The 19,948-nt window shown below is 48.1% G+C and carries 17 protein-coding genes and 3 pseudogenes; 6 read left to right on the forward strand and 14 right to left on the reverse strand.

Annotation, left to right across the window (positions count from 1 at the left end; genetic code table 11):
• Positions 1 to 97 precede the first annotated feature (97 nt).
• Complete coding sequence (locus tag A6U95_RS29935) at positions 98 to 262, forward strand: hypothetical protein (RefSeq protein ID WP_179256356.1); 165 nt, start codon at positions 98 to 100, stop codon at positions 260 to 262.
• 43 nt (positions 263 to 305) lie between these two features.
• On the opposite strand, the gene A6U95_RS31255 is transcribed toward A6U95_RS29935, so the two are convergent.
• Together A6U95_RS31255 and A6U95_RS18215 are read right to left on the reverse strand one after the other, a co-directional pair.
• Positions 306 to 869 (reverse strand): transposase, encoded by a 564-nt coding sequence (locus tag A6U95_RS31255; RefSeq protein ID WP_179256357.1) that lies wholly within the window; start codon positions 867 to 869, stop codon positions 306 to 308.
• Positions 870 to 882: 13 nt separating this feature from the next.
• Positions 883 to 1,521 carry a DUF2913 family protein gene (locus A6U95_RS18215; protein ID WP_065685485.1) on the reverse strand — a complete coding sequence of 213 codons (639 nt, stop codon included), beginning with the start codon at positions 1,519 to 1,521 and terminating at the stop codon, positions 883 to 885.
• A 238-nt stretch (positions 1,522 to 1,759) separates the two neighbouring features.
• Between A6U95_RS18215 and A6U95_RS29940 the strand changes: the two are divergent.
• A pseudogene (locus A6U95_RS29940) lies at positions 1,760 to 1,890 on the forward strand (IS6 family transposase); the annotation flags it as partial.
• Here the strand turns inward: A6U95_RS29940 and A6U95_RS18220 are convergent.
• The 5 genes from A6U95_RS18220 to A6U95_RS18240 are packed head-to-tail and all read right to left on the reverse strand — an operon-like array spanning position 1,884 to position 5,385.
• A complete protein-coding gene (locus tag A6U95_RS18220; protein WP_065685498.1) occupies positions 1,884 to 2,579 on the reverse strand; it encodes an N-acetylmannosamine-6-phosphate 2-epimerase in 696 nt (231 codons plus the stop codon). The pseudogene A6U95_RS29940 and the gene A6U95_RS18220 overlap by 7 nt on opposite strands.
• Positions 2,573 to 3,097 (reverse strand): pyridoxamine 5'-phosphate oxidase family protein, encoded by a 525-nt coding sequence (locus A6U95_RS18225; protein ID WP_065685486.1) that lies wholly within the window; start codon positions 3,095 to 3,097, stop codon positions 2,573 to 2,575. Before A6U95_RS18225 ends, A6U95_RS18220 begins: the two co-directional genes overlap by 7 nt.
• A 1-nt stretch (position 3,098) precedes the next feature.
• Entirely contained in the window at positions 3,099 to 3,443 is a 345-nt protein-coding gene (locus tag A6U95_RS18230) for a hypothetical protein (protein WP_065685487.1), read from the reverse strand.
• Between the two features lie 11 nt (positions 3,444 to 3,454).
• A complete protein-coding gene (locus A6U95_RS29945) occupies positions 3,455 to 4,600 on the reverse strand; it encodes a peptidogalycan biosysnthesis protein (RefSeq protein WP_074423372.1) in 1,146 nt (381 codons plus the stop codon).
• Positions 4,594 to 5,385 (reverse strand): class I SAM-dependent methyltransferase, encoded by a 792-nt coding sequence (locus tag A6U95_RS18240; RefSeq protein WP_083196413.1) that lies wholly within the window; start codon positions 5,383 to 5,385, stop codon positions 4,594 to 4,596. Before A6U95_RS18240 ends, A6U95_RS29945 begins: the two co-directional genes overlap by 7 nt.
• A 402-nt stretch (positions 5,386 to 5,787) precedes the next feature.
• Here A6U95_RS18240 and A6U95_RS18245 point away from each other — a divergent pair, with 402 nt between their 5' ends.
• Positions 5,788 to 6,348, forward strand: coding sequence for a recombinase family protein (locus tag A6U95_RS18245; RefSeq protein WP_065685489.1), 561 nt, complete (start codon positions 5,788 to 5,790; stop codon positions 6,346 to 6,348).
• A gap of 49 nt (positions 6,349 to 6,397) precedes the next feature.
• Positions 6,398 to 8,068, forward strand: a complete 1,671-nt coding sequence (locus A6U95_RS18250; protein WP_241810681.1) for a DUF4158 domain-containing protein — start codon at positions 6,398 to 6,400, stop codon at positions 8,066 to 8,068.
• Here A6U95_RS18250 and A6U95_RS29950 read toward each other — a convergent pair.
• From A6U95_RS29950 to A6U95_RS18270, 6 genes and pseudogenes are all read right to left on the reverse strand, one after another.
• Positions 7,973 to 8,437: pseudogene (locus A6U95_RS29950) on the reverse strand (Tn3 family transposase); the annotation flags it as partial. The gene A6U95_RS18250 and the pseudogene A6U95_RS29950 overlap by 96 nt on opposite strands.
• A 175-nt stretch (positions 8,438 to 8,612) precedes the next feature.
• A complete protein-coding gene (locus tag A6U95_RS18255; protein ID WP_065685490.1) occupies positions 8,613 to 11,627 on the reverse strand; it encodes a non-ribosomal peptide synthetase in 3,015 nt (1,004 codons plus the stop codon).
• A 32-nt stretch (positions 11,628 to 11,659) separates the two neighbouring features.
• On the reverse strand, positions 11,660 to 13,231 hold the full coding sequence (locus A6U95_RS18260; RefSeq protein WP_065685491.1) for an amino acid adenylation domain-containing protein: 1,572 nt from the start codon (positions 13,229 to 13,231) through the stop codon (positions 11,660 to 11,662).
• A 116-nt stretch (positions 13,232 to 13,347) separates the two neighbouring features.
• On the reverse strand, positions 13,348 to 13,857 hold the full coding sequence (locus A6U95_RS29955) for a pyridoxamine 5'-phosphate oxidase family protein (RefSeq protein ID WP_074423373.1): 510 nt from the start codon (positions 13,855 to 13,857) through the stop codon (positions 13,348 to 13,350).
• A gap of 2 nt (positions 13,858 to 13,859) precedes the next feature.
• Positions 13,860 to 14,690 (reverse strand): class I SAM-dependent methyltransferase, encoded by an 831-nt coding sequence (locus tag A6U95_RS18265; protein WP_065685492.1) that lies wholly within the window; start codon positions 14,688 to 14,690, stop codon positions 13,860 to 13,862.
• 276 nt (positions 14,691 to 14,966) lie between these two features.
• Complete coding sequence (locus A6U95_RS18270; protein WP_065685493.1) at positions 14,967 to 15,608, reverse strand: recombinase family protein; 642 nt, start codon at positions 15,606 to 15,608, stop codon at positions 14,967 to 14,969.
• A 167-nt stretch (positions 15,609 to 15,775) separates the two neighbouring features.
• Here A6U95_RS18270 and A6U95_RS18275 point away from each other — a divergent pair, with 167 nt between their 5' ends.
• The gene (locus A6U95_RS18275; protein ID WP_065685494.1) at positions 15,776 to 18,763 is read left to right on the forward strand and encodes a Tn3 family transposase; all 2,988 of its coding nucleotides are present in this window, start codon (positions 15,776 to 15,778) and stop codon (positions 18,761 to 18,763) included.
• Here the strand turns inward: A6U95_RS18275 and A6U95_RS18280 are convergent.
• Positions 18,750 to 19,082 (reverse strand): annotated as a pseudogene (locus A6U95_RS18280) (FtsX-like permease family protein); the annotation flags it as partial. The gene A6U95_RS18275 and the pseudogene A6U95_RS18280 sit on opposite strands and share 14 nt — an antisense overlap.
• A 527-nt stretch (positions 19,083 to 19,609) precedes the next feature.
• Between A6U95_RS18280 and A6U95_RS18285 the strand changes: the two are divergent.
• Positions 19,610 to 19,948: hypothetical protein (locus A6U95_RS18285; protein WP_065685496.1), on the forward strand; the 339-nt coding region annotated here is incomplete at its 3' end.

The following is a 19,948-nucleotide window of genomic DNA, read 5'->3' on the forward strand; positions in this document are numbered from 1 at the left end:
GTGTGTTCAGCCGACGCGGGTGTTGAGGTAGGACAGGGTCTTAAAGACGGTTGAGGCAGCGGCGCTGCCGTGCTCGCCCCGCAGGGGCGCTACGTTCATGCGTACCTACATCCGTTATGAGCAGAGTAAGCCGCCCAGAGCCATTGTGTTGGCTAACCAGGCATTATCCCTGGTGGCGATGCTACCGGACATTGATACTCTGCCACTTGAGACTCTGCGCCAGCGGATCAGAACACTGGCTGGCGAGAGCCCCACTGGCTAAAGAAACGAATGAGGCGGAATTTTCGGGGATCCCGGCATAGATGTCATTTTCTATGCATCTGGATTTTAGTCTGTAAATCGATGAGCCGATCTGCAATTTGTGTCAGCCCCGCATGAACATAGTCACGCTGCATGGGGGTGACGATTTCATCGGCATTCAGCACTTTCCGAAAGTTTTCCACGCATTCCTGCCATAATTCGAACGACTGTCTCAGCCGGATTATTTGTTCATCAAACACTGACAGGGCGTTGCCCTGATAAGCGAGGTAGCCCCGTTCCAGGGTTGCGGCCGTGGTGAGTATCTGTTCCATGGTGTGTTTATGTGTTGCAGAGAATTCAGGCATCTCGTCATAAGCGCGGGATGACCGCTGGTTCTCCTGCTCGAACGCGGTTTCCATGATGAGGGCGTAACGGTAAAACCCCGGATATTCCTGGGTTAATGCCATCAGTTCTTTATCCGTGGTGCCGGTCCAAATCCGATGCAATTCGGGGGTATAGCCCATCATGCGGTTGATAACCCGCTGCGGCTCCGTGACGCCTTGCGCATCCAGCTGCTGCATATGTTGATCCATTTTTGCCGCCATTCGGCGAAAATCGGCCATTGTCATCGGTGTTTCCTTTTTACCGGTTTGGCAGGGAGCAATGCTTCGCGGGCTCCAGCGCGACCGTATGGTGATCTGGGGTGCTGTCGACGAGCCTCGCGTTCAGGCCATATTCCGTCATGACACGAATGAAGGCGACGGTGTCACCAATAATACGAAAAGGGACGGGGTGCAGGTGGCGTCCGTCCTGGGTAAAGGCCGCATTCAGCGCCGTTTTTTCGACGTAGAAGCCGTTGTTAAGTGACGGCGTCAGGGTCACTCCGGATTTCCACTCATGTGCATCCATCACGTAATTGTCCCAGCCCTGGTCTTTCAGCGTTTCAGAGGCGTAGGTGAGCCGGAACAGATCGGATTGTGCGGCCAAATTGCCACTGCAGGAGCGCCACAGGGAGTCCAGGTGCTGACGCAGTTTGCCGGCCGCTCCGTGCTTACGCCCGCGTTCGAGTAGCCAGTTGATGTCGACGGCCACGCTTTTGGGGAATCGCTTCTGCTTTTGGGCGGTGGCCAGCCAGCGAATAAGAAACAAATTCTCTGCATATTGCGTGCCGGCCATGCCATCTTGACGCGCCAGCCCCAAGGCTGCCAAGGCACAAAACGCCAGGTGACTGAGTGCTGAGGTGGTATTTTCCGTGGTAACGGATTCGGTCTTGTCTAACAACGTCTATCCTGCCTGTTTTGACGAAAGATTAATAAGAGATCTACGACCCATCGCCATTCAGTGTAACCGGTAAGCCGCAAGATGGAGTCATCCTGGTCCCAAAAGTTCATTAAAAATAGAAAGTCGGAAATTTCGGCGGTTCCGGCATGCCCCCCCCCAAAAATCATGCATAACCGGGGTTTTAAGCCCTACCGAACGAAAACGTACGCCAAGTACATTTTTTGAACTATCCAGCCCAATGCTGGGATTCGAATCATTCCGGTGTGCACAGACGATACTGCAGATATTGAGTTATTTAACATGATACGCAAGGGTCAATTTCATCATTCAGCCAGCGACGGATTGTCGCCGGCTGAACAGTTTTATTTGTACAGAGACAATCCATTTACGAAAGCTCGCGTGATATTTTGTGGTCTCGTTATCGCCCCGCCGACAACGACGCTGTGAGCCCCGCAACGCAATGCATAAGCCGCCTGTTCCGGCGTATTTATCCCCCCTTCAGCCAATACTGGCAAAGAAACGGCATGGCATAATGTTTTCAGGTGGGCGTAATCATCATCAATGAGGTGCTTCCCTTTACTCTCTGGGGTATAGCTATACATCGCGGTAGTAATACCATCATAACCCAAATCTTGTGCCTGAAGCGCTTCATCAAGAGTGGCCACTGCTGCCAACAGTAATACGTTAGGGTAGTGTGTACGGATTTCCAGAAGCACATCTTCCAGTCGTTCACCGCCAGGTCGAGGCCGAAAGCCGGTTTCGATGGAAATGAAGTCCGGCTCCGCAACCATTAACCCGTGAATGTCCGCCACTGTCGGCGTCAGGCATACCGTAGAATCGCTATAATGACGATTCAGTACCCCAATCACCGGTAAAGTAACCTGTGCTTTGATGGCTGCGATATCCTGCGCACCGTTGGCAATTATCCCCCCCGCTCCGCCGAGGTAGGCCGCATTGGCCATTTTCGCCATTATCGCGGCCCCATGTAGCGGTTCACCGGGTAACGCCTGGCAGGATACGATTAGCTTGCCAGCCAACGAATCTAATAGGCTCATGATGCCTCCGGTTTCGGTACAACCAATAGGGAAAGGTCGACAGGAACTCGTCGGTCTTCTTTGGTTTGCAGCCAGCCCTCTATATCCAGCAGCCACCAGTCGCCGATAAGGAGTTCGTAAAAACGCCGTGGGCCGCCACCATAAAACTCATGTAATGGTAGCTGCCAGCGAGCACGTTCTAATGCATCGGGAAAATTGAGTCGATAATAATCCTGATGAATATGCTCACATTCATTCTGCGGTATTTCCCGTGCACTGCCGGTAAATTGTGCACCATCTAGCCCTAACGGCGACGTTTCCTGCATGTCATAACGAAACAGTGAGCCGCTGACCTCGGCACGTAGGCCAATATTCCTGGAATGTCTGGCGGAGCTCATCGAATACCACACCAACCGCAATGGGTTGAACAACGGGACATAATTGACGGTAGAAGCCCAGGGAATATCGCCCGCGCGCTGGCTCGCCAGGGTGAAAAAGCGCGCACTGTTGAGCAAATAAAGACTGCGTTGTGCCAGGCTCATGTTAGCTCCCTCGGGTGACTATAAAAGGTGCATCGTTCAGCAAACTTGAATCGAGGATGTCCCACCATAGATCTTGTTCGATGCGGATTTTTTCCCATTCAGGATCTTTGCAGAGTTTTGATACGGCTCTGCGGTACTCCCCCCAGGCGGCTTCATCGGTAAATGTAACGTAATGCTCCACGCAATGGACGTTATCGCCGATAGTGCGGACATACCACCGGCGTTCTCCCGCCATTTCCAGTGAGCGGTAGAACCACTCATCGCGCTTTTCCACCCAATGCCAAAATGCGGCCATATCCAGGTGAGCTTTATGTGTCGGTTTTAATAAATACATCAGGTGCAGCATAATCTTTTCCTTTAATTAAGCAGTGCCCAGTCGGAAGTCAGATGTGTACCGTGCAGTTGTTGGTAACGCTGGTAAAAAAGGCGGTTATAGCCTTCACTCTCACTGGTTGACAAAGGAGGAGCATTTTCAAACAGCAATAGCGCAACCAGTGGTTCTATTTTTGCACCACGCAGCGTCTTGGCGCTTAGGGCGGAAATTGACAGTCGGCATTCGCGGATACCGTTTTTCGCCGCGTAGTCCAGTGAGTGGTAATAGGTCAGTACGAAATAACGGAAGTCATTATCGTTTATCTGATAATTTGAACCGTAATAACGTGCATGCAGGGTTTCACCAAAACGGTAGAAGATGGTGATCCCCAATATTTGATTATCGCGTTTGGCTACAGCAGCAACGGCGGTGTCGATTACCGAAGACTTTTTTTGTCCTTCAAATATACGCCGCATCCAGTCAATACCTTGATGGCTTCCGTATTTTTCCCTGTTATTGGCGATTAATTCTGTTGCTGGCTCCAGCAGGTGATCATCCAATCTGCACCATTCCACTCGATTACCTAAACGGGAAAAAGTAGCCAACTCGGCGTTGGCTCTAACACGATGGTGGGAACACAATTGTTTTAATTGCGAATTAAGCCCACCGGCAGATACGGGAATAGTCGCCTCTGCTGAATGCATCAGTACACGGGCATGAGGATAATGGTGAGCGACCTCCAGTGCTTGGCGCAGTGGCATAAAAGGGACAATAGTTGCATAACATCCCCGGATCCCAGCCGACTTGGCCAGCATTTCAGCAATGTTAGATAATGCTTCCCCACGCCGCATTCCTTGCACACAAGGGATTTCATTATGTGTGGAACGTCGAGCCCCCCCCCACAAGAATGGCTGCTTCCAGGGACCGTCCAAACCAGGGAAGTAGTCAGGTAAATAGAACAATCCAGGCTGACTTTCACCATTCCAAAGTGCGCAGCCGCCCAACAACCCTGCACTACCATACAGAGTAAAAACATCGCTCTTACCCAGGGAGCAATCCAACGCGGCTAACCAGTCGTAGCTATGAAAAAAATCATGGTCAGTGACCAGAGCATCCCATTCATGCCGGTCAATATGTTCGATATTGTGAAATAAAGGGCCATTTACGGGCAGCCCAAAATGACTCAACATGTTCTTCCCTTAACACATTCAATAATGGCCGCATGCGGGCATTCAGTGTAAGGGGAAAGATCTGCCGGTAGAGCATTGGGAACAGTTAATGGTTTCCAACTTACAGTCTGAAAACCAGCCTGGTATAAGGTATTTTCCAATGTTTTACGTGACCAATAGTTGGCCTGTATATTAACATCGTAAGGTGGCTTACAGATATGAAGCCGAACTTGACTACCGTCTGCACGGGGTTGCTCTTCTATCAAACGCAGGCCAAAGGAGTGATAATATTCTGGGTCTGAATGAAAATCCGGGTGAATAGGCAGTGTGAGCAACCGCCCCCCCGGCTTTAACATTCTGGCCATGGTTTGGCACATTGCCAGTAAGTCTTCATGGTGAACCGCATAGGGCATAACATAAATAGCGAGGACAATATCGAAATATTCATTATATTTTTCATCAACATTTGAAATGTAATTAATGCCTAACTTCTCTTTTTCCTCACGTCGACGAGCATAATTAAGCATACCTTCAGAAATATCATGACCTACAATGGATTTTGCCCCCCTGTTATTTAACCAACGCGAAATAGCACCCGGCCCGCAGCCAAAATCCAAGATATTTAAACCCGAGAGATCGCCGATTAATTTCTCTAACGTTGGGAGCTCTAGTTCTTTACGGTAAGGCCATGAGAGCATTTTTTCATAGAGCCCGGCGAATTCATCAAACGTTGCCGGATCAAACTTAGATAAATCACCCTTATCCTCCATGGCAGATGAAGTGTTTAACGATTGTATAAAAATCATAACGCACCACCATTTATTAACAATAAAAAATGAATTAACAGTTTAATTTCTTACTGCTTGCCACATTTCTCACACAAGGCAGACACAAGCAGGAACGAAAAAAACCGTCACCATTCCCCAGCGTAAAAATTACTTTTGATGATGTACATATAATAATATTAGATACCATCTACTAAGCTAGTATAGGACGTCAAATTTTTCAAGGAACCAATTGAAATATAAAAACGTTATTGAATTATTGAAAGTTTAACATAATTAATTAATGTCAATTTGAACTATACCCTAACCTGACGTCAGGCCGGATAATGAAAAACTGTCAGAATAAAGTCGCTCTGACTATTTATTGACACTGGTAATTAAAGGTCATAGATTCTTTTCTGACACATTCAGTATTGGAGGCGTATGAAAGGTCAACGTATTGGCTATATCCGGGTAAGTAGCTTTGACCAGAACCCAGAACGGCAACTGGATCAGACTCAGGTGGATAAAGTCTTCGTCGATAAAGCATCGGGTAAAGATACTCAGCGGCCAGAGCTGGATTCACTGTTGTCATTCGTGCGTGATGGAGACATCGTGGTGGTTCATAGCATGGACAGGCTGGCTCGTAACCTGGATGATTTGCGCCGTCTGGTACAAAAGCTTACCCATAAGGGAGTGCGTATCGAATTTGTTAAAGAATGCCTGACATTCACTGGCGAAGATTCACCAATGGCAAACCTGATGCTCTCAGTGATGGGGGCTTTTGCAGAGTTCGAACGTTCTTTAATCCATGAACGTCAGCGTGAAGGGATCGCTTTAGCCAAGCTACGTGGAGCTTACCATGGACGGAAAAAATCACTGTCCTCAGAACAACAAATTGAAGTTCGACGGCGAGCAATGGATGGTGAGAAAAAAGCCCAGCTTGCTCGCGAGTTTGGTATTAGCCGTGAAACGCTGTATCAATATCTGAAACAGTCTGATTAACATCTCATTTTTATGTATTCGTATGTGATCCGTAGCCAGGGAGGCACTTTTGCCAGCAGATTTTTTAAACGCGGAACAGCGTGCCAGTTATGGACAGTTCTCTGGTGAGCCTAATGACATTCAGCTTGCTCGTTTCTTTCTGCTGGACGAAATGGATATGGATTTCATTAACAACCGGCGCGGAAGGGCAAACCGTCTGGCAGTGGCATTGCTGATTGGCAGCGTTCGATTTCTTGGCACATGGCCTTATGACTTGTCAGCGATCCCGACCAACGTACTGTGGTTTGTTGCCCGACAGTTGGGAATATCCGATACGAGCGTTCTGTCCGACTACTCCAGAAGAGAAACCACGCTGCGTGAACATCAGGCACTGATCCGTCGTCAGTATGGCTATCGTGATTTTTCGTGGCCGTGGACTTTCAGATTGAGCCGGTTACTGTTCACCCGCAGCTGGCTCAGCAACGAACGACCGGGTCTGCTTTTCGATCTGGCTACCAGTTGGCTTCTGCAAAATAAAATACTGTTGCCGGGCGTCACCACGCTGACCCGTCTGATATCCGAAATACGTGAAAAATCAGCAGACAGGCTCTGGTCACGTCTGTCCGGGCTGGCATCAGGCGAACAGTGCTCATTACTTGAAGAACTGTTACAGGTGCCTGACGGAGTACGTACCTCACGTTTTGATCAGTTAAGAAAAGGTCCTGTTGCCATCAGTGGCCCAGCATTTAATCAGGCCGTTGCGCGCTACCTGAAACTGAAAGCATTTGGCATGCAGGGTCTCGACTTCACCGGTATTCCTCCGGTGCGTTTCAATGCACTCGCCCGGTATGCTGATATGATTTCAGTGTACAAAATAGCCCGGATGCCGCCCGCAAGACGAACAGCTATGCTGGTTGCCTTTGTCCGTTCCTGCGAAATATCGGCACTGGATGACGCGCTGGACGTTCTGGATGGGATTATCGCTGATATCGGCCGGGTGGCGAAAAAAATTGGGCAGAAAAAACGACTGCGGACACTGAAAGACCTTGATAAGTCAGCATTAGAACTGGCACATATCTGCTCGGTGCTCCTGAATGAAAATATTGACAGTGAGTTGATCCGCTCGACAATATTCGGGAAATTTCCTCCGGCCAGGCTGGCCGATACCATCGCATTTATAAACACCATCGCCCGACCTTCTGACACCAGTTTTCACGATGAAATGGTGGAACAGTATGGGAGAGTCCGCCGCTTTCTTCCCTGTTTGCTGGAGAATATTGAATTCAGCGCCGCTCCGGCAGGTGAAACCACGCTGGAGGCTATACGCTACCTTGCGGCGATCCGGTCAACCCGGAGGCAGCATATTGATGATGCGCCAATGGCGATAATTACCGGCCCCTGGAAACGACTCTGCTATGGCAAAGACGGCCATTTATCCCGACAGGGCTATACCCTTTGTGTTATGAATAAGTTACAGGACAGTCTGCGACGTCGGGATATTTACGTCGCACGGAGCGAGCGCTGGGGAGATCCGCGGGCTAAACTTCTCCAGGGCCAGGACTGGCACACCAACAGAGTGCAGGTAGGGGTCAGTTTGGATATCGAAAATTATTGTACGTTAAGGCTGTTTTTTGTACTTTTCGACTTTAGCTGGCCGCAGTCGACGAAACTTACCAGAAGCCGGTGTCCGGTTGCTTCTCCAGATATAATCGCCTGTCAGGTTGATGTGCTCCCAGCCTAACGGCGACAAATGCGACAGCAGCTGCTCGTTGATCTTCAGCCCTTTACGCTTCAGGACATCGACCGCTTTTTCCATATAGACGGTATTCCACAGCGAGATAGCTGCCGTCAGTAGCGTCAGTCCACTGGCGCGATAGCTCTGATTTTCCGGTTTTCTGTCCCTGATTTCACCCAGCCGGTGCAGGAATACCGCACGCGCCAGCGTGTTACGGGCTTCTCCTTTATTCAGTCCCGCCTGTACCCGCCGACGAAGTGCCGGACCGCGGAACCAGTCGAGCATAAACAGTGTCCGCTCAATACGACCAATCCCTCTCAGTGCTTTGGCAAGTCCATTCTGTTTGGGGTAGCTGGCCAGTTTTTTTAGCATCAGGGGTTGTAAACCGGAAGCCACCAAATTTTTTCACTATTATTAAAAAAATCCGTTTGTAAAAATTGAGATATTCAAAAAATTAAAGTTTGCCAGTAGCGAAAGCCCTCCGTTCCCTTTTCTCACAAGGGTTAGCCAAAAGTGGAACACTATTTCGCGCAGCTCTATTTAGCCAGCTTTATAATAGGCCGATATTTTTCATATAATCCAGATATCGGGTAAGTAATGCGGTATTGGTCGGCGTATAGTCAAGCCCTCCAGATTCGGTTAATACTGCCTGGGTCTGGCTAGCATCATACCGAGGTATGTTTCTGAACACTTCCCACAGCGTAAGGTCTTCATACACGACTTCGGAAAGCATCGGTAACAGCGGCATCAAGGGGTTGGCGTCCAAATTTGGATCGTCATACAATTTTTGTAACCACTGCTTATAAGGCATTGGGGTTAAAACGTAGCCGCAATGTTCAAATAGTTCAAAGAAGGTGTTCAGACTGATCGAATGCGCGTCACTCGGAGGGATCAGATGATACATACGCCCCAGATGGCTATTATCACTGGCGATACGAATTAAGGCTGCACTAGCATAGTCTACGGGAATCAGCTCTTTACGATCGCCAGGCAACAATGGCGATGCACCGGTACTAATACACCCTTTTATTATCCGCCACATAAAATCTTCTGGATTACCTACACCGCTAACGCTGTCGGTCATCATAAAACCCGGTCGGTAAACCGCCAGAGGAATACCTCTCTCTCTCGCATGCCACATGAGCCGCTCAGCCACCCATTTACTCTGTATATAGCCCAAGGTATATTTCATTCCTTCCCAGTAGGGCATTATATCGTCTTCTTCATAAAAACGCTCTGTCGGGAACAGTAAGCCTGCGGGCCCTATGGCGGCGATGGTAGAAATGTAATGCAGTGGCTTGGCCTTGTTCGCGATGGCTAAACGCAATAAGTTGATCGCTCCTAGCACATTGGTTGCACGATGCGTATGGTAAGGCTCAATAAAACTAATATGAGCAGCGGTATGAAAAATGACATCACAATCTGTTGTAAGACGCCTGTAACTCGCTTTGTCCAACCCTAACTGAGGTTGGGTCAGGTCCCCCGCAAGTGCTACGATACGCAAGCCAAAATCCTGTTGCCAAAGCCCATATTGGATCATGTTATCTTTGACACGTTGTAGGGCTGAGTCATGATCCTTCGCTCGCACCAGACAGACAACTTGACGCACATCATCTAACCGCAGTAAATCACGCAGGCAGAAAGCCCCCATAAATCCCGTCGCACCAGTCAGAAACACTCGCCCTGCCGAGGCGCTTAACCACGGCTGAGGCGGCTGCATATATGGTTGAATATCATCAGGAAGCTGGCTGTCTCTGAGTAAGGTAGCACAGATGTCGTCGGTTACGACTTCTTGTTGCTGTTGGAGTAAATGCAGTAGATTACGAGGTGTTTGGGCATCGTACAGATCCTGGATAGACAACCTCTGTCCGAACCGACGTTTGATTTCCAGCACCAATCGTGCAGCCTGTAATGAAGTGCCACCAAGCAGGAAGAACTCGTCATCCAACGAGGCTTGGACTACATCAAGCACCTGCTGCCATATCAATAATAATTCGGCGGCGTTTTGGGGTAACTCTGACGGGCATTCGGTCGTAATCCCCAGTTTATCAATCTGGGCTTGCAACAAAGAGCGATTGGCTTTACCGTTTTCATTTATGGGGATGGCAGCCATAATCTGCAAGCGTGGGAGCATGTAGGGCGGCAGTTGCTGTTTAAGGCTATTGAACAGGATGTTGATGTCGAAGCTACCAGGGTGTTTGGGTACGACAAAGGCGGTTAAATAGGCTTCATCCGTCCCATTCCTCATCACGCAAACCACGGCAGCCAGCAGTTGCTCACTCTTTAACAGTTGGGTTTCGATCTCTTCGACCTCAATACGGTATCCCTGCAATTTAATTTGGTTATCGATACGCCCGGCGTACATGATAGCACCATCAGGCCTCTGCCAGCCCATATCTCCACTTCGATACAGACGCTTAGGTGTGCTTTCCCCGGCAATCTTTATTGTTGGGAATTTTTCCTGCGTTAACTCAGGGTGATTGATATATCCCCGTGCTATCCCTTCACCTCCGATATAGATCTCTCCTTGCTCACCTGGCGTTACAGGGTTCAACTGTTCATCCAGAATATAGACCTCCGTTTTGTCGAGTGGCTGACCAATTGGCACCTCTTCCTTTTGCAAATCGTCCGCCACGATGCGGTGGTAAAGTGTGACCGTTGTCCCTTCCGTTGGACCATAGCAGTTAAGCAGATTTTTTGGCCATGCCGTTGGCAACAGTGACTTCAACGCCTGAAGGTTAAAGGCTTCACCCCCGACTAGCAGATAATTCAGTGAGCGGAAAGCTGAGGGGCACTGTGGAGCGATAAAGTTAAACAGTGATGTAGTCATAAACAGATAACTGACAGCATACTGTTGTAATGTACCCTCCAATCGTTTCGCATCAAGCAGCGTCTCTTTGGTGATAATAACTAAGGCGGCTCCATTGAGTAGTGCCCCCCACACCTCCAGGAAGGAACCATCGAATGCTGGGTTCGCGTGACAGGCAACCCGATCGCTAGTTGTAACGTGAATAGCGCTGGAATTTACCAGCATACGCACAATGCCACGGGCCTCAATTTCTACGCCTTTAGGTTGCCCAGTGGTTCCGGAGGTGAAAAGAATATGGCTACGTTGATTCAAGCCTTTGTCTCTCATCGGCAATTCAACATGCCGATTGTTGGTTGAGAGGGAATTATCAAAAAGAATAAAATGGGTCGACAATGGCCGTGCACCCGAATTGATATCCGTGATGGTTAATTTCGCCTGCACTTCGTGCAGCATAAGATTGAGCCGCTCATCCGGCAGCGAAGGGTGAAGTGGGACACAGGTTCCGCCTGCTAGCAAAACGGCCAACTGGCAAATGATATACTCCGCCCCCGCACTCATTAAAATAGCAACGGGTTCCTCGGGTTGAACTCCATTCTGGCATAACTCTATGGCTAGCCTCTGTGCCTGCTTCGCCAATTGGCTATAGCTCAGCGTGTATTTAGGGGTGATGATTGCTGGTCGCGCAGAGTGCTGTTTCACCTGATGTAAAAAAAGACCGGTTAGGCCCACCCCGGGGAGTTCATGTGGCTGATTCATATTTTCGGTCCTATTGGAATTAAGTGGAAATTTCAAACCGCGCCAGAAGAACGTTGTTGTTTATACAATTCAAGGAGTTTAGGGCGATCGGCCTTACCATTAGGATTCAATGGGATGGCACCAACCATATGGATGCGCGGTAACATATAGGGTGGTAAGCATTGTTGAAGTTCACTGAGCAGCTGTTTGCTGTTGAAAGTAGACGGGTCTTGTGGAACAACAAAAGCAAGCAGGTAACCTTCATCGCCTTCTTTTTTAATCGGACAGACAATAGCCTCCAACAGTAATCCGGTATTTAGCAATTGAGTTTCCACTTCCTCCGCTTCTATACGATAGCCCTGTAATTTGATCTGGTTATCCAGCCGCCCCGAATACATAAAGGCACCATCGGTCCGTTTCCAGCCCAAATCACCCGTTTTGTATAAACGCTTGGGCTCACTCTCGCCGCTAATTTCAGTGGTGATAAATTTCTCTGCTGTCAAGTCTGGACGATTAAGGTATCCACGTGCCACTCCATCACCACCCACATATATTTCACCCAAGACACCGACATCGGCCAACTGCAATTGCTCATCAAGGATGAAAACCTCCGTTTTATTAATTGGTGTTCCTAGAGGCATGCTTTCCGCCGTTAGGTCATCCAACCCTATTGGGTAATACAACGTGTAGGTGGTGTTTTCCGTCGGGCCATAAACGTTATAGATATTTTTAGGCCACGCCTTCAGAGGCAGCGATCTCAGAGCATGAATATTAAATGCCTCCCCGCCAATCATCAGATAACTCAGGGTACGAAAGGCATCAGGGCAGATGGTAATAATGAAATTGAATAATGATGGCGTAACTAAAATGGAGCTGACGGCATAATCGATAAAGCTGGACTTTAACTTTTCTGGGTCGAGCAGCACTTCTCTATCGATAATCACAGTAGCGGCACCATTAAGCAGTGCCCCCCAAACCTCAAGAAGAATGGCATCAAAATCCGGAGCAGAAATACTGCCAAGGCGATCCTGAGTCGAAATAGGAAGATAATCCGCATTGACTACCAAACGTAGTATGCCTCGATACTCTACCTCAACAGCTTTGGGCTTACCTGTGGTGCCGGAAGTAAACATGATATAAGCCCGGTGGTTCAAACCTGCCTTTCTCCCTGGGAAATAAGTCGAAAGGACATTGTGACGCGGATAGGTGTCTAGCAGGACATAACGGGTTGATAATGCACGACCAACCAAGGCTGATTCGGTCAGGGTAAATGTGGCCTTTACTTCCTGGAGCATGAAATTAAGTCGATCGTCAGGTGAAGCCACATTGAGAGGCACGCAACTCCCTCCAGCCAATAGAATAGCAACCTGGCAGACGACCTGTTCAATACCTGATTTCAACAAAATGGCCACTGGCATTTCATTTTTCACCCCCAGTTGCAGTAAATGGGTGGCGAGTGACTGCGCCCGTTGCGCAAGTTCAATATAACTGAGAGTTCGTTCCGTTGTTATGACTGCCGGTTGATTGGGATAACACGCAACTTTCTGTAGAAAGAGCTCCATTAACTCCAGATTATCAGCGTCTTTAATATCTTGAAGTTCTGTATAAGCAAAGGGTTTATTCATTAATAGCGACTCCTGAGCGTTTTCTACCCGCCATAACAAAAGCAACCTATTGCACATTACGGTGGCTACTAGGCTTTATTTTGGTTGATTTGAATACTAGGTTTTTAGCTAGAAATTTACGGGTTTATTAGTGTTTTTAGATCAACCGCTATTCTCCGGTCTTGCCGGGTCTCCAACCACCGATCAATATCTAACAGCCACCACTCGGAAATCGTCAATTCATAAAAGCGGCGTGCACCTTTCCCGATAAATTCATCCAAAGGTGGCATCCACTCTGCGCGTAAGGCTTCATCAGGAAAGTTATTGAGGGAGAAATAATGGTGTGCTTCGGAACTTTCGTGTTCTGGGATTTCACGGCAAAGGCCGGTAAATTGAGCTCCATCTAGCCCAAGCGGAGATACCCCCTGCAAGTTAGTACGAAATACCGAGCCGCTCACTAGTGCATGTTGGCGAATATTTTCGGAATGCCTGGCAGTACGCATCGAACACCAAAGAATCCGGACAGGCGAAAAGGCCGGGACATAATTAACCGTAGAGGCCCAGACCTCCCCGGCTAGCGAACGGCTGGCAAGTGTGAAAAAACGCGAATTCTGTAGCAAAGAGAGACTTCTTTCTGTCTTCGACATAATTAGCCTCTACTCTGTTGGGGAACTGATGTGTAGTCCTTGTCATTTTTGATCCCTTCAACGATCGCCGCATGTGGGGCATGCAGATAACCATCAAGCGAAACACCGTGCTCTTGCTCTGGTTGAGGAGGCTGTAATTGTTGCCAGAAAATAGAATGAAACCCGGCTTTACGCAGTGTCGATGTTAGTGTTTCTTCGGACCAATAATGCGCTTCAATATTGACGTCATAGGGAGGCTGACAAATATGCAGATTAACCAAGCTGCCATCTGTTCGCTTCTCTTTTTCTATCAGGCGAAAACCGTAGGGGCGGTAATATTCTGGATCTGGGTTGAATTTAGGGTGTATTGGTAAAGTAATAAGACGTCCACCGGGTTTTAAAAGCCAAGCCATCGTTTCACTCATTTCCAGTAATTTTTCTTTATCCGGCGCATAAGGCATTACATAGATAGCTAAGACGACATCAAATTGTTCCTTAAGGTTATTATCTAATGTTGCGACATAGGATATTCCCTGGGGGTGTTTTTGTTCTAAGCGTTTAGCATAGCTCAACATTCCCTCTGAAACATCGTACCCCACGATCCTCCTAGCACCTCTGCCCTGTAACCAACGAGAGATAAAGCCTGGTCCACAGCCAAAATCTAGCACGTTCAGCCCCGTAAGATCGCCCAGCAAAGCACCAATCGTCGGGATTTCCAAGTATTTTCTATAGGGTGCAGCGAACATTTTTTCATAAAGGTCGGCATGAGCATCAAAAGTTTTCTCATCAAAATCATGAGATGTCTGTTGTTGCTTACCAATAAAATTTGATGGGCGGTTCAGTTCAACACTCATACAACCTCACTACTCAAGGATGAATAAAAATAGTTCTACACGAAATTATCCTAATCAATAAGTATTATTCATGATTTAATAATATTTATTACTCTATGAAAAATATGGTAAAATAGTGAACGAAGATAATAGTATTTTCATCTTCTCATAAAGATAGTAGTTAATGGGCACTGTTGCAAATGTAGGGAGGAGAAAGCCAGCTGCCCTATGTAAAAATATTATATTTCAAAGGGGTAAGCTTGGAGAACGGAAATTATTGTGCGTTAAGCCTGCTTTTTAAGCAGACTCAGTATCCTTATACAGAGCCTGGATGCGGCAAACCTGAGAAACACTGTAGCCCGTTGCGTCCGCAGTTTCCCTGATACTCAGTTTCTTTACCTGTCGGTAGTACAGGACTTTCTGATGCCGTTCACGATCGGCCTGCTTACCTCGGTACTTACCCAGCGTATGTGCCCGTTTAATGCCCTGTTTTTGCCGCTGGCGGCGACTCAGCCAGTCCTTATGTGACATTGCGGCCATCAGGTCGATAAGCATGTTATTGATGGCGGTTATTACTGCGCGGGTGATCGGATCAACCTGCGAAGGGTCTTTATCTGACAGTGCCTGCCATGATGTGGGTACATCAAGACTGACAATCCGCAGCTCGTGTTGTTCTATCTGTTTTTTCAGCGTTATCCAGTCGCTGTTGCTCAACCGGGTCAGACGGTCTATTTGTTCGACCAGCAAGATATCATTGTGGTGACTGTCCATCAGTAAGCGTCCCAGCTCCGGGCGTTCAAGTTTTGTACCACTGATATTTTCCCGATAGTAGCTGGCGATTTTATGCCCTCGTTCTTGGACGAACTGCTCCAGTATCTCTTTTGCCCGATCGGCGAACTGATCTGCTGTCGATGCCCTTAAATAAGCTCTGATGAACATTTTTTCACCGCATTATCGCATTTAGGTCATTGCATTTATTCTATCGCATATAGGTTATGTCATTCATCGTGTGCCGTCACGTTTTAATTATGGCTTCAGGGTGTACCCTTATGCGATAACCATTTTTGTTAAAAATACCGCATCGAATAATTTATGAGGGAAACTATATGGCAAGGAGGCAGATTCTTTCTCTGTCGGAAAGAGAATCATTACTGGTATTACCGGATGATGAGTTAACGCTGACCCGAATGGCCTATTTCAGTGAGCATGACCTGGCGCTTATCAGTGCTCACCGTAAACCCGCCAGCCGTTTTGGTTTTGCCGTCCTTCTTTGTTATCTGAAAAATGTCGGCTTTGCCCCGGATAAAAAAATCCCACCCTCTGATGCGCTGCTGAAGCATATCGCCAGCAGGCTAAACCTTACCGGGGATCTCTGGCCTGCTTACCTTTCCGGCAGGGATACGACCCGGCGTGAGCATTTAACCGAACTGTACCGCTATCTTGGCGTAAAGGCGTTCACCGGCAAAATACAGCAGGACTGTATTACACACCTGTTGTCGATGGCGACGCGCACCGATAAAGGTATCCTCCTGGCCGAAGAGTTACTGGTCTATCTCCGGCAGAACAAAGTGATAATCCCCGCGATTGATGTCGTGGAGCGTACCTGTGCAGAGGCCATGGCAGGCGGCGATGAAATCGTATTTCAGACCCTGAATGCCCCGTTAACTCCGGCTCACAGGGATGCCCTGGATCGTTTACTTGAGTCATCAGATAATCAGCCTTCCAGGCTGACATGGCTTCTGCAACCGCCGGGTAAAATCAATGGTAAGAACGTGCTGCAACATCTTGATCGGCTCAGTAGCATTGAATCGCTGGCATTACCTGAAGGTATAGATCGTACCATTCACCAGAACAGGTTGCTGAAACTGGCGCGGGAAGGCCGAAAGTTGAGTAGCCGGGATTTGACCCGATTTTCAGCAGCCCGGCGTCATGCGATCCTGGTGTGCGTTCTGGAAGAAGCCAGAGCCACACTGACAGACGAAGTGATTGAGCTGCATGAGCGAATGCTGAACAGCCTTTTCAGCAAAGCCAAAAGAACACAGGCTGAGCGCCTTCAGCAGACCGGAAAGCTGATCCAGTCAAAACTGAGGCAGTACATCGATGTCGGTCAGGCGTTGTCTGATGCCCGTGATTCCGGTGGCGATCCATGGCTCGCAATAGAGAACATACTCCCATGGCCTGAATTTGTCGCCAGTCTGGAGGAAACACGCCATCTCGCCAGAAAAAATAATTTTGACCCGCTGCATATTATTACCGAGAAATACAGCACATTACGGAAATATGCCCCGCGCATGTTGTCCGCTTTACAGTTAGTCGCAACCCCGGCAGCGCAACCTCTGGCTGATGCACTGGTTGTGATCAAGGATATGTACCGGAAGCAGTCACGTAAAGTTCCGGCGGCAGCGCCGCTTGAGTTTGTCCCTGAAAGCTGGCGCAAGGTGGTGATTACACTTGCGGGTATTGACCGTCAGTACTATGAATTTTGTGCGCTCAGCGAACTTAAGGGGGCATTGCGCTCCGGGGATATCTGGGTTAAAGGCTCGCGCCGCTACAAAAATTTTGATGATTACCTCATACCCGAAAAGGACTTTGACAAACTCACACCCGCGCTGCCACTGCCCGTATCTGCTGATTATCATGAGTACATTACCAGCCGTATGACCCTGCTTCAGTCCAGACTTGAAGAGGTCAATGCCATGGCTGGCCTTGGTGAACTGCCCGATGTGGAAATATCCGACAGGGGCGTAAAAGTCTCTCCGCTGGATAGCTGCGTTCCGGCGCAGGTTTCACCGCTGGCAGAGCTGGTTTACAGCATGCTACCGCGACCTAAAATCACGGAAATTCTCGATGAGGTAAACAGCTGGACGACGTTTACCCGACATTTTTCGCATATAAAAAATGACATTACCCGTCCCGATACCCGGCTTCTCCTCACCACCATTCTTGCGGATGGCATCAATCTTGGCCTGACAAAAATGGCAGAAGCCTGCCCCGGGAGCACCAAATCATCACTCGAAGATATTCAGGCATGGTATATCCGCGACGAAACTTATTCAGTTGCCCTAGCAGAGCTGGTAAACGCGCAGGGGAAAAGGCCGCTGGCGGCATTCTGGGGAGACGGAACAACATCATCATCAGATGGACAGAATTTCAGAACAGGCAACTCAGGCCGCTACGCAGGGCAGGTTAACCCGAAATATGGGCAGGAGCCTGGGCGTCAGTTTTATACCCATATCTCGGATCAATACAGCCCGTTTTACACATGCATAATCAGTCGGGTCAGGGATTCAACCCATGTGCTCGATGGCTTGCTGTACCACGAAAGTGACTTAGAAATCAGAGAGCATTACACCGATACTGCGGGTTTCACCGATCATGTCTTTGCCCTGATGCATCTGCTGGGATTTGCGTTCTGTCCGCGAATCAGGGATCTCCACGACAAGAAGCTCTTTATAAAAGGGAAAGCGGACCAATACCCGGCGCTTCAGTCACTGATATCAACAACCAGCCTGAATCTGAAAGAGATCGAAATTCACTGGCGTGAAGTACTGCGTCTGGCCACCTCAATAAAGCAGGGAACAGTGACGGCATCCCTGATGCTGAAAAAGCTGGCCAGCTATCCCAAACAAAACGGGCTGGCCAAAGCACTGAGAGAGATTGGTCGTATTGAGCGAACACTGTTTATGCTCGACTGGTTCCGCGATCCGGCACTGCGTCGGCGGGTACAGGCGGGGCTGAATAAAGGTGAAGCCCGTAACGCGCTGGCGCGTGCGGTATTCCTGCACCGGCTGGGAGAAATCAGGGACAGAAAACCGGAAAATCAGAGCTATCGTGCCAGTGGACTGACGCTGCTGACGGCAGCTATCTCGCTGTGGAATACCGTCTATATGGAAAGAGCGGTCGATGTCCTGAAGCGTAAAGGGCTGAAGATCAACGAGCAGCTGCTGTCGCATTTGTCGCCGTTAGGCTGGGAACACATCAATCTGACAGGCGATTATATATGGAAAAGCAACCGGATACCGGCTTCCGGTAAGTTTCGTCGGCTGAGACCAGCTAAAGTCGAAAGGTCGAAAAATAACCTTAACGTACAATAATTTTCGATATCCAAACTGACCCCATTAACGTTGAGCAGAAAAACGCGGCAGCAGCGGCCTGCCAGGAGTAGATAACCGTTAGCTTCCCTCCCACCAGTGCGGTAAGCAACGGCCCGGCGGCATACGACAGTGCGATACCTAAAGCGCCACCGATCAGGCATACCAGTACAGCCTCAATCATAAATTGCTGCATAATGTCACTGCGCCGCGCGCCAACGGCCATGCGCACGCCGATTTCATGGGGACGTTCGGTGACAGAAACCAGCATAATGTTCATCACGCCAATACTGCCGATCATCAGGGAGATAGACGCTACCATCAGGATCAGAATGCTGAAGGGATTATGTCGCGCCAAGTCTAAAAGCATGAATAAAATAAAGCAAAAAAGATATATCGAAGATCTATTCATATCGGATATTAATACGATTTATCTCACGCTTGCGAAAAGTAAAAATATCAGATAATATTATTAGGAATCATCTTAAGAAAAAAGAGCTAAACCACAACTTATTTTAGTCTTATCTCACCCAGCGGGGCATTTAAGAGAAAAAACAAAACCCCAAGCAGATAGATGCCCAAAAACAGCATATTATGCTTATGCATTAGATTTGCTACAGCAATGGAATTTAATATTGAAAAAATCCATTAAGAATCAATAAAAAGAGCAAAAATATCAAAAATAAACCATTAGCCAGATTTAAATTCTTTTATTTTTGGTTGTTTTTTTATTTTTATGAATTGACAATAACTCTCAAGTCAATAATATATAAAGCCAATATTTGGAAATGACAGTTCCAATAAAGATAGAGTCAGGTGGTTTCAGCATTGGATGCAGCGGAGTTGATTATGGATGACACAAGTCAAATTAAATATGCAGCAACGCCAATCATCGAAACGCGTGAAAAAGTGTTATTGCTTTTTGGCTATATCATAAACAATGAATATCAGATAGATATTAAATCAGGCTCCGTAATCAAACTCTATAATACGATGGAATATGGTGATGAACGATTTACCAACTATCTAAGACTGCGTGAAACGATGTTGCGCTTGCTGACGTATCTATTGGCACACGCTAGCTGTGGCTATGTTTCCAACCAGGAGTTACTGGTACAGGTTTGGGAGAATCATAACCTCTCCTCCTCAACCACCAGATTGACCCAAGTAATCTCCGAACTTAAAGCA

Source organism: Serratia sp. 14-2641 (assembly GCF_001692375.1).
Lineage (GTDB): Bacteria > Pseudomonadota > Gammaproteobacteria > Enterobacterales > Enterobacteriaceae > Chania > Chania fonticola_C.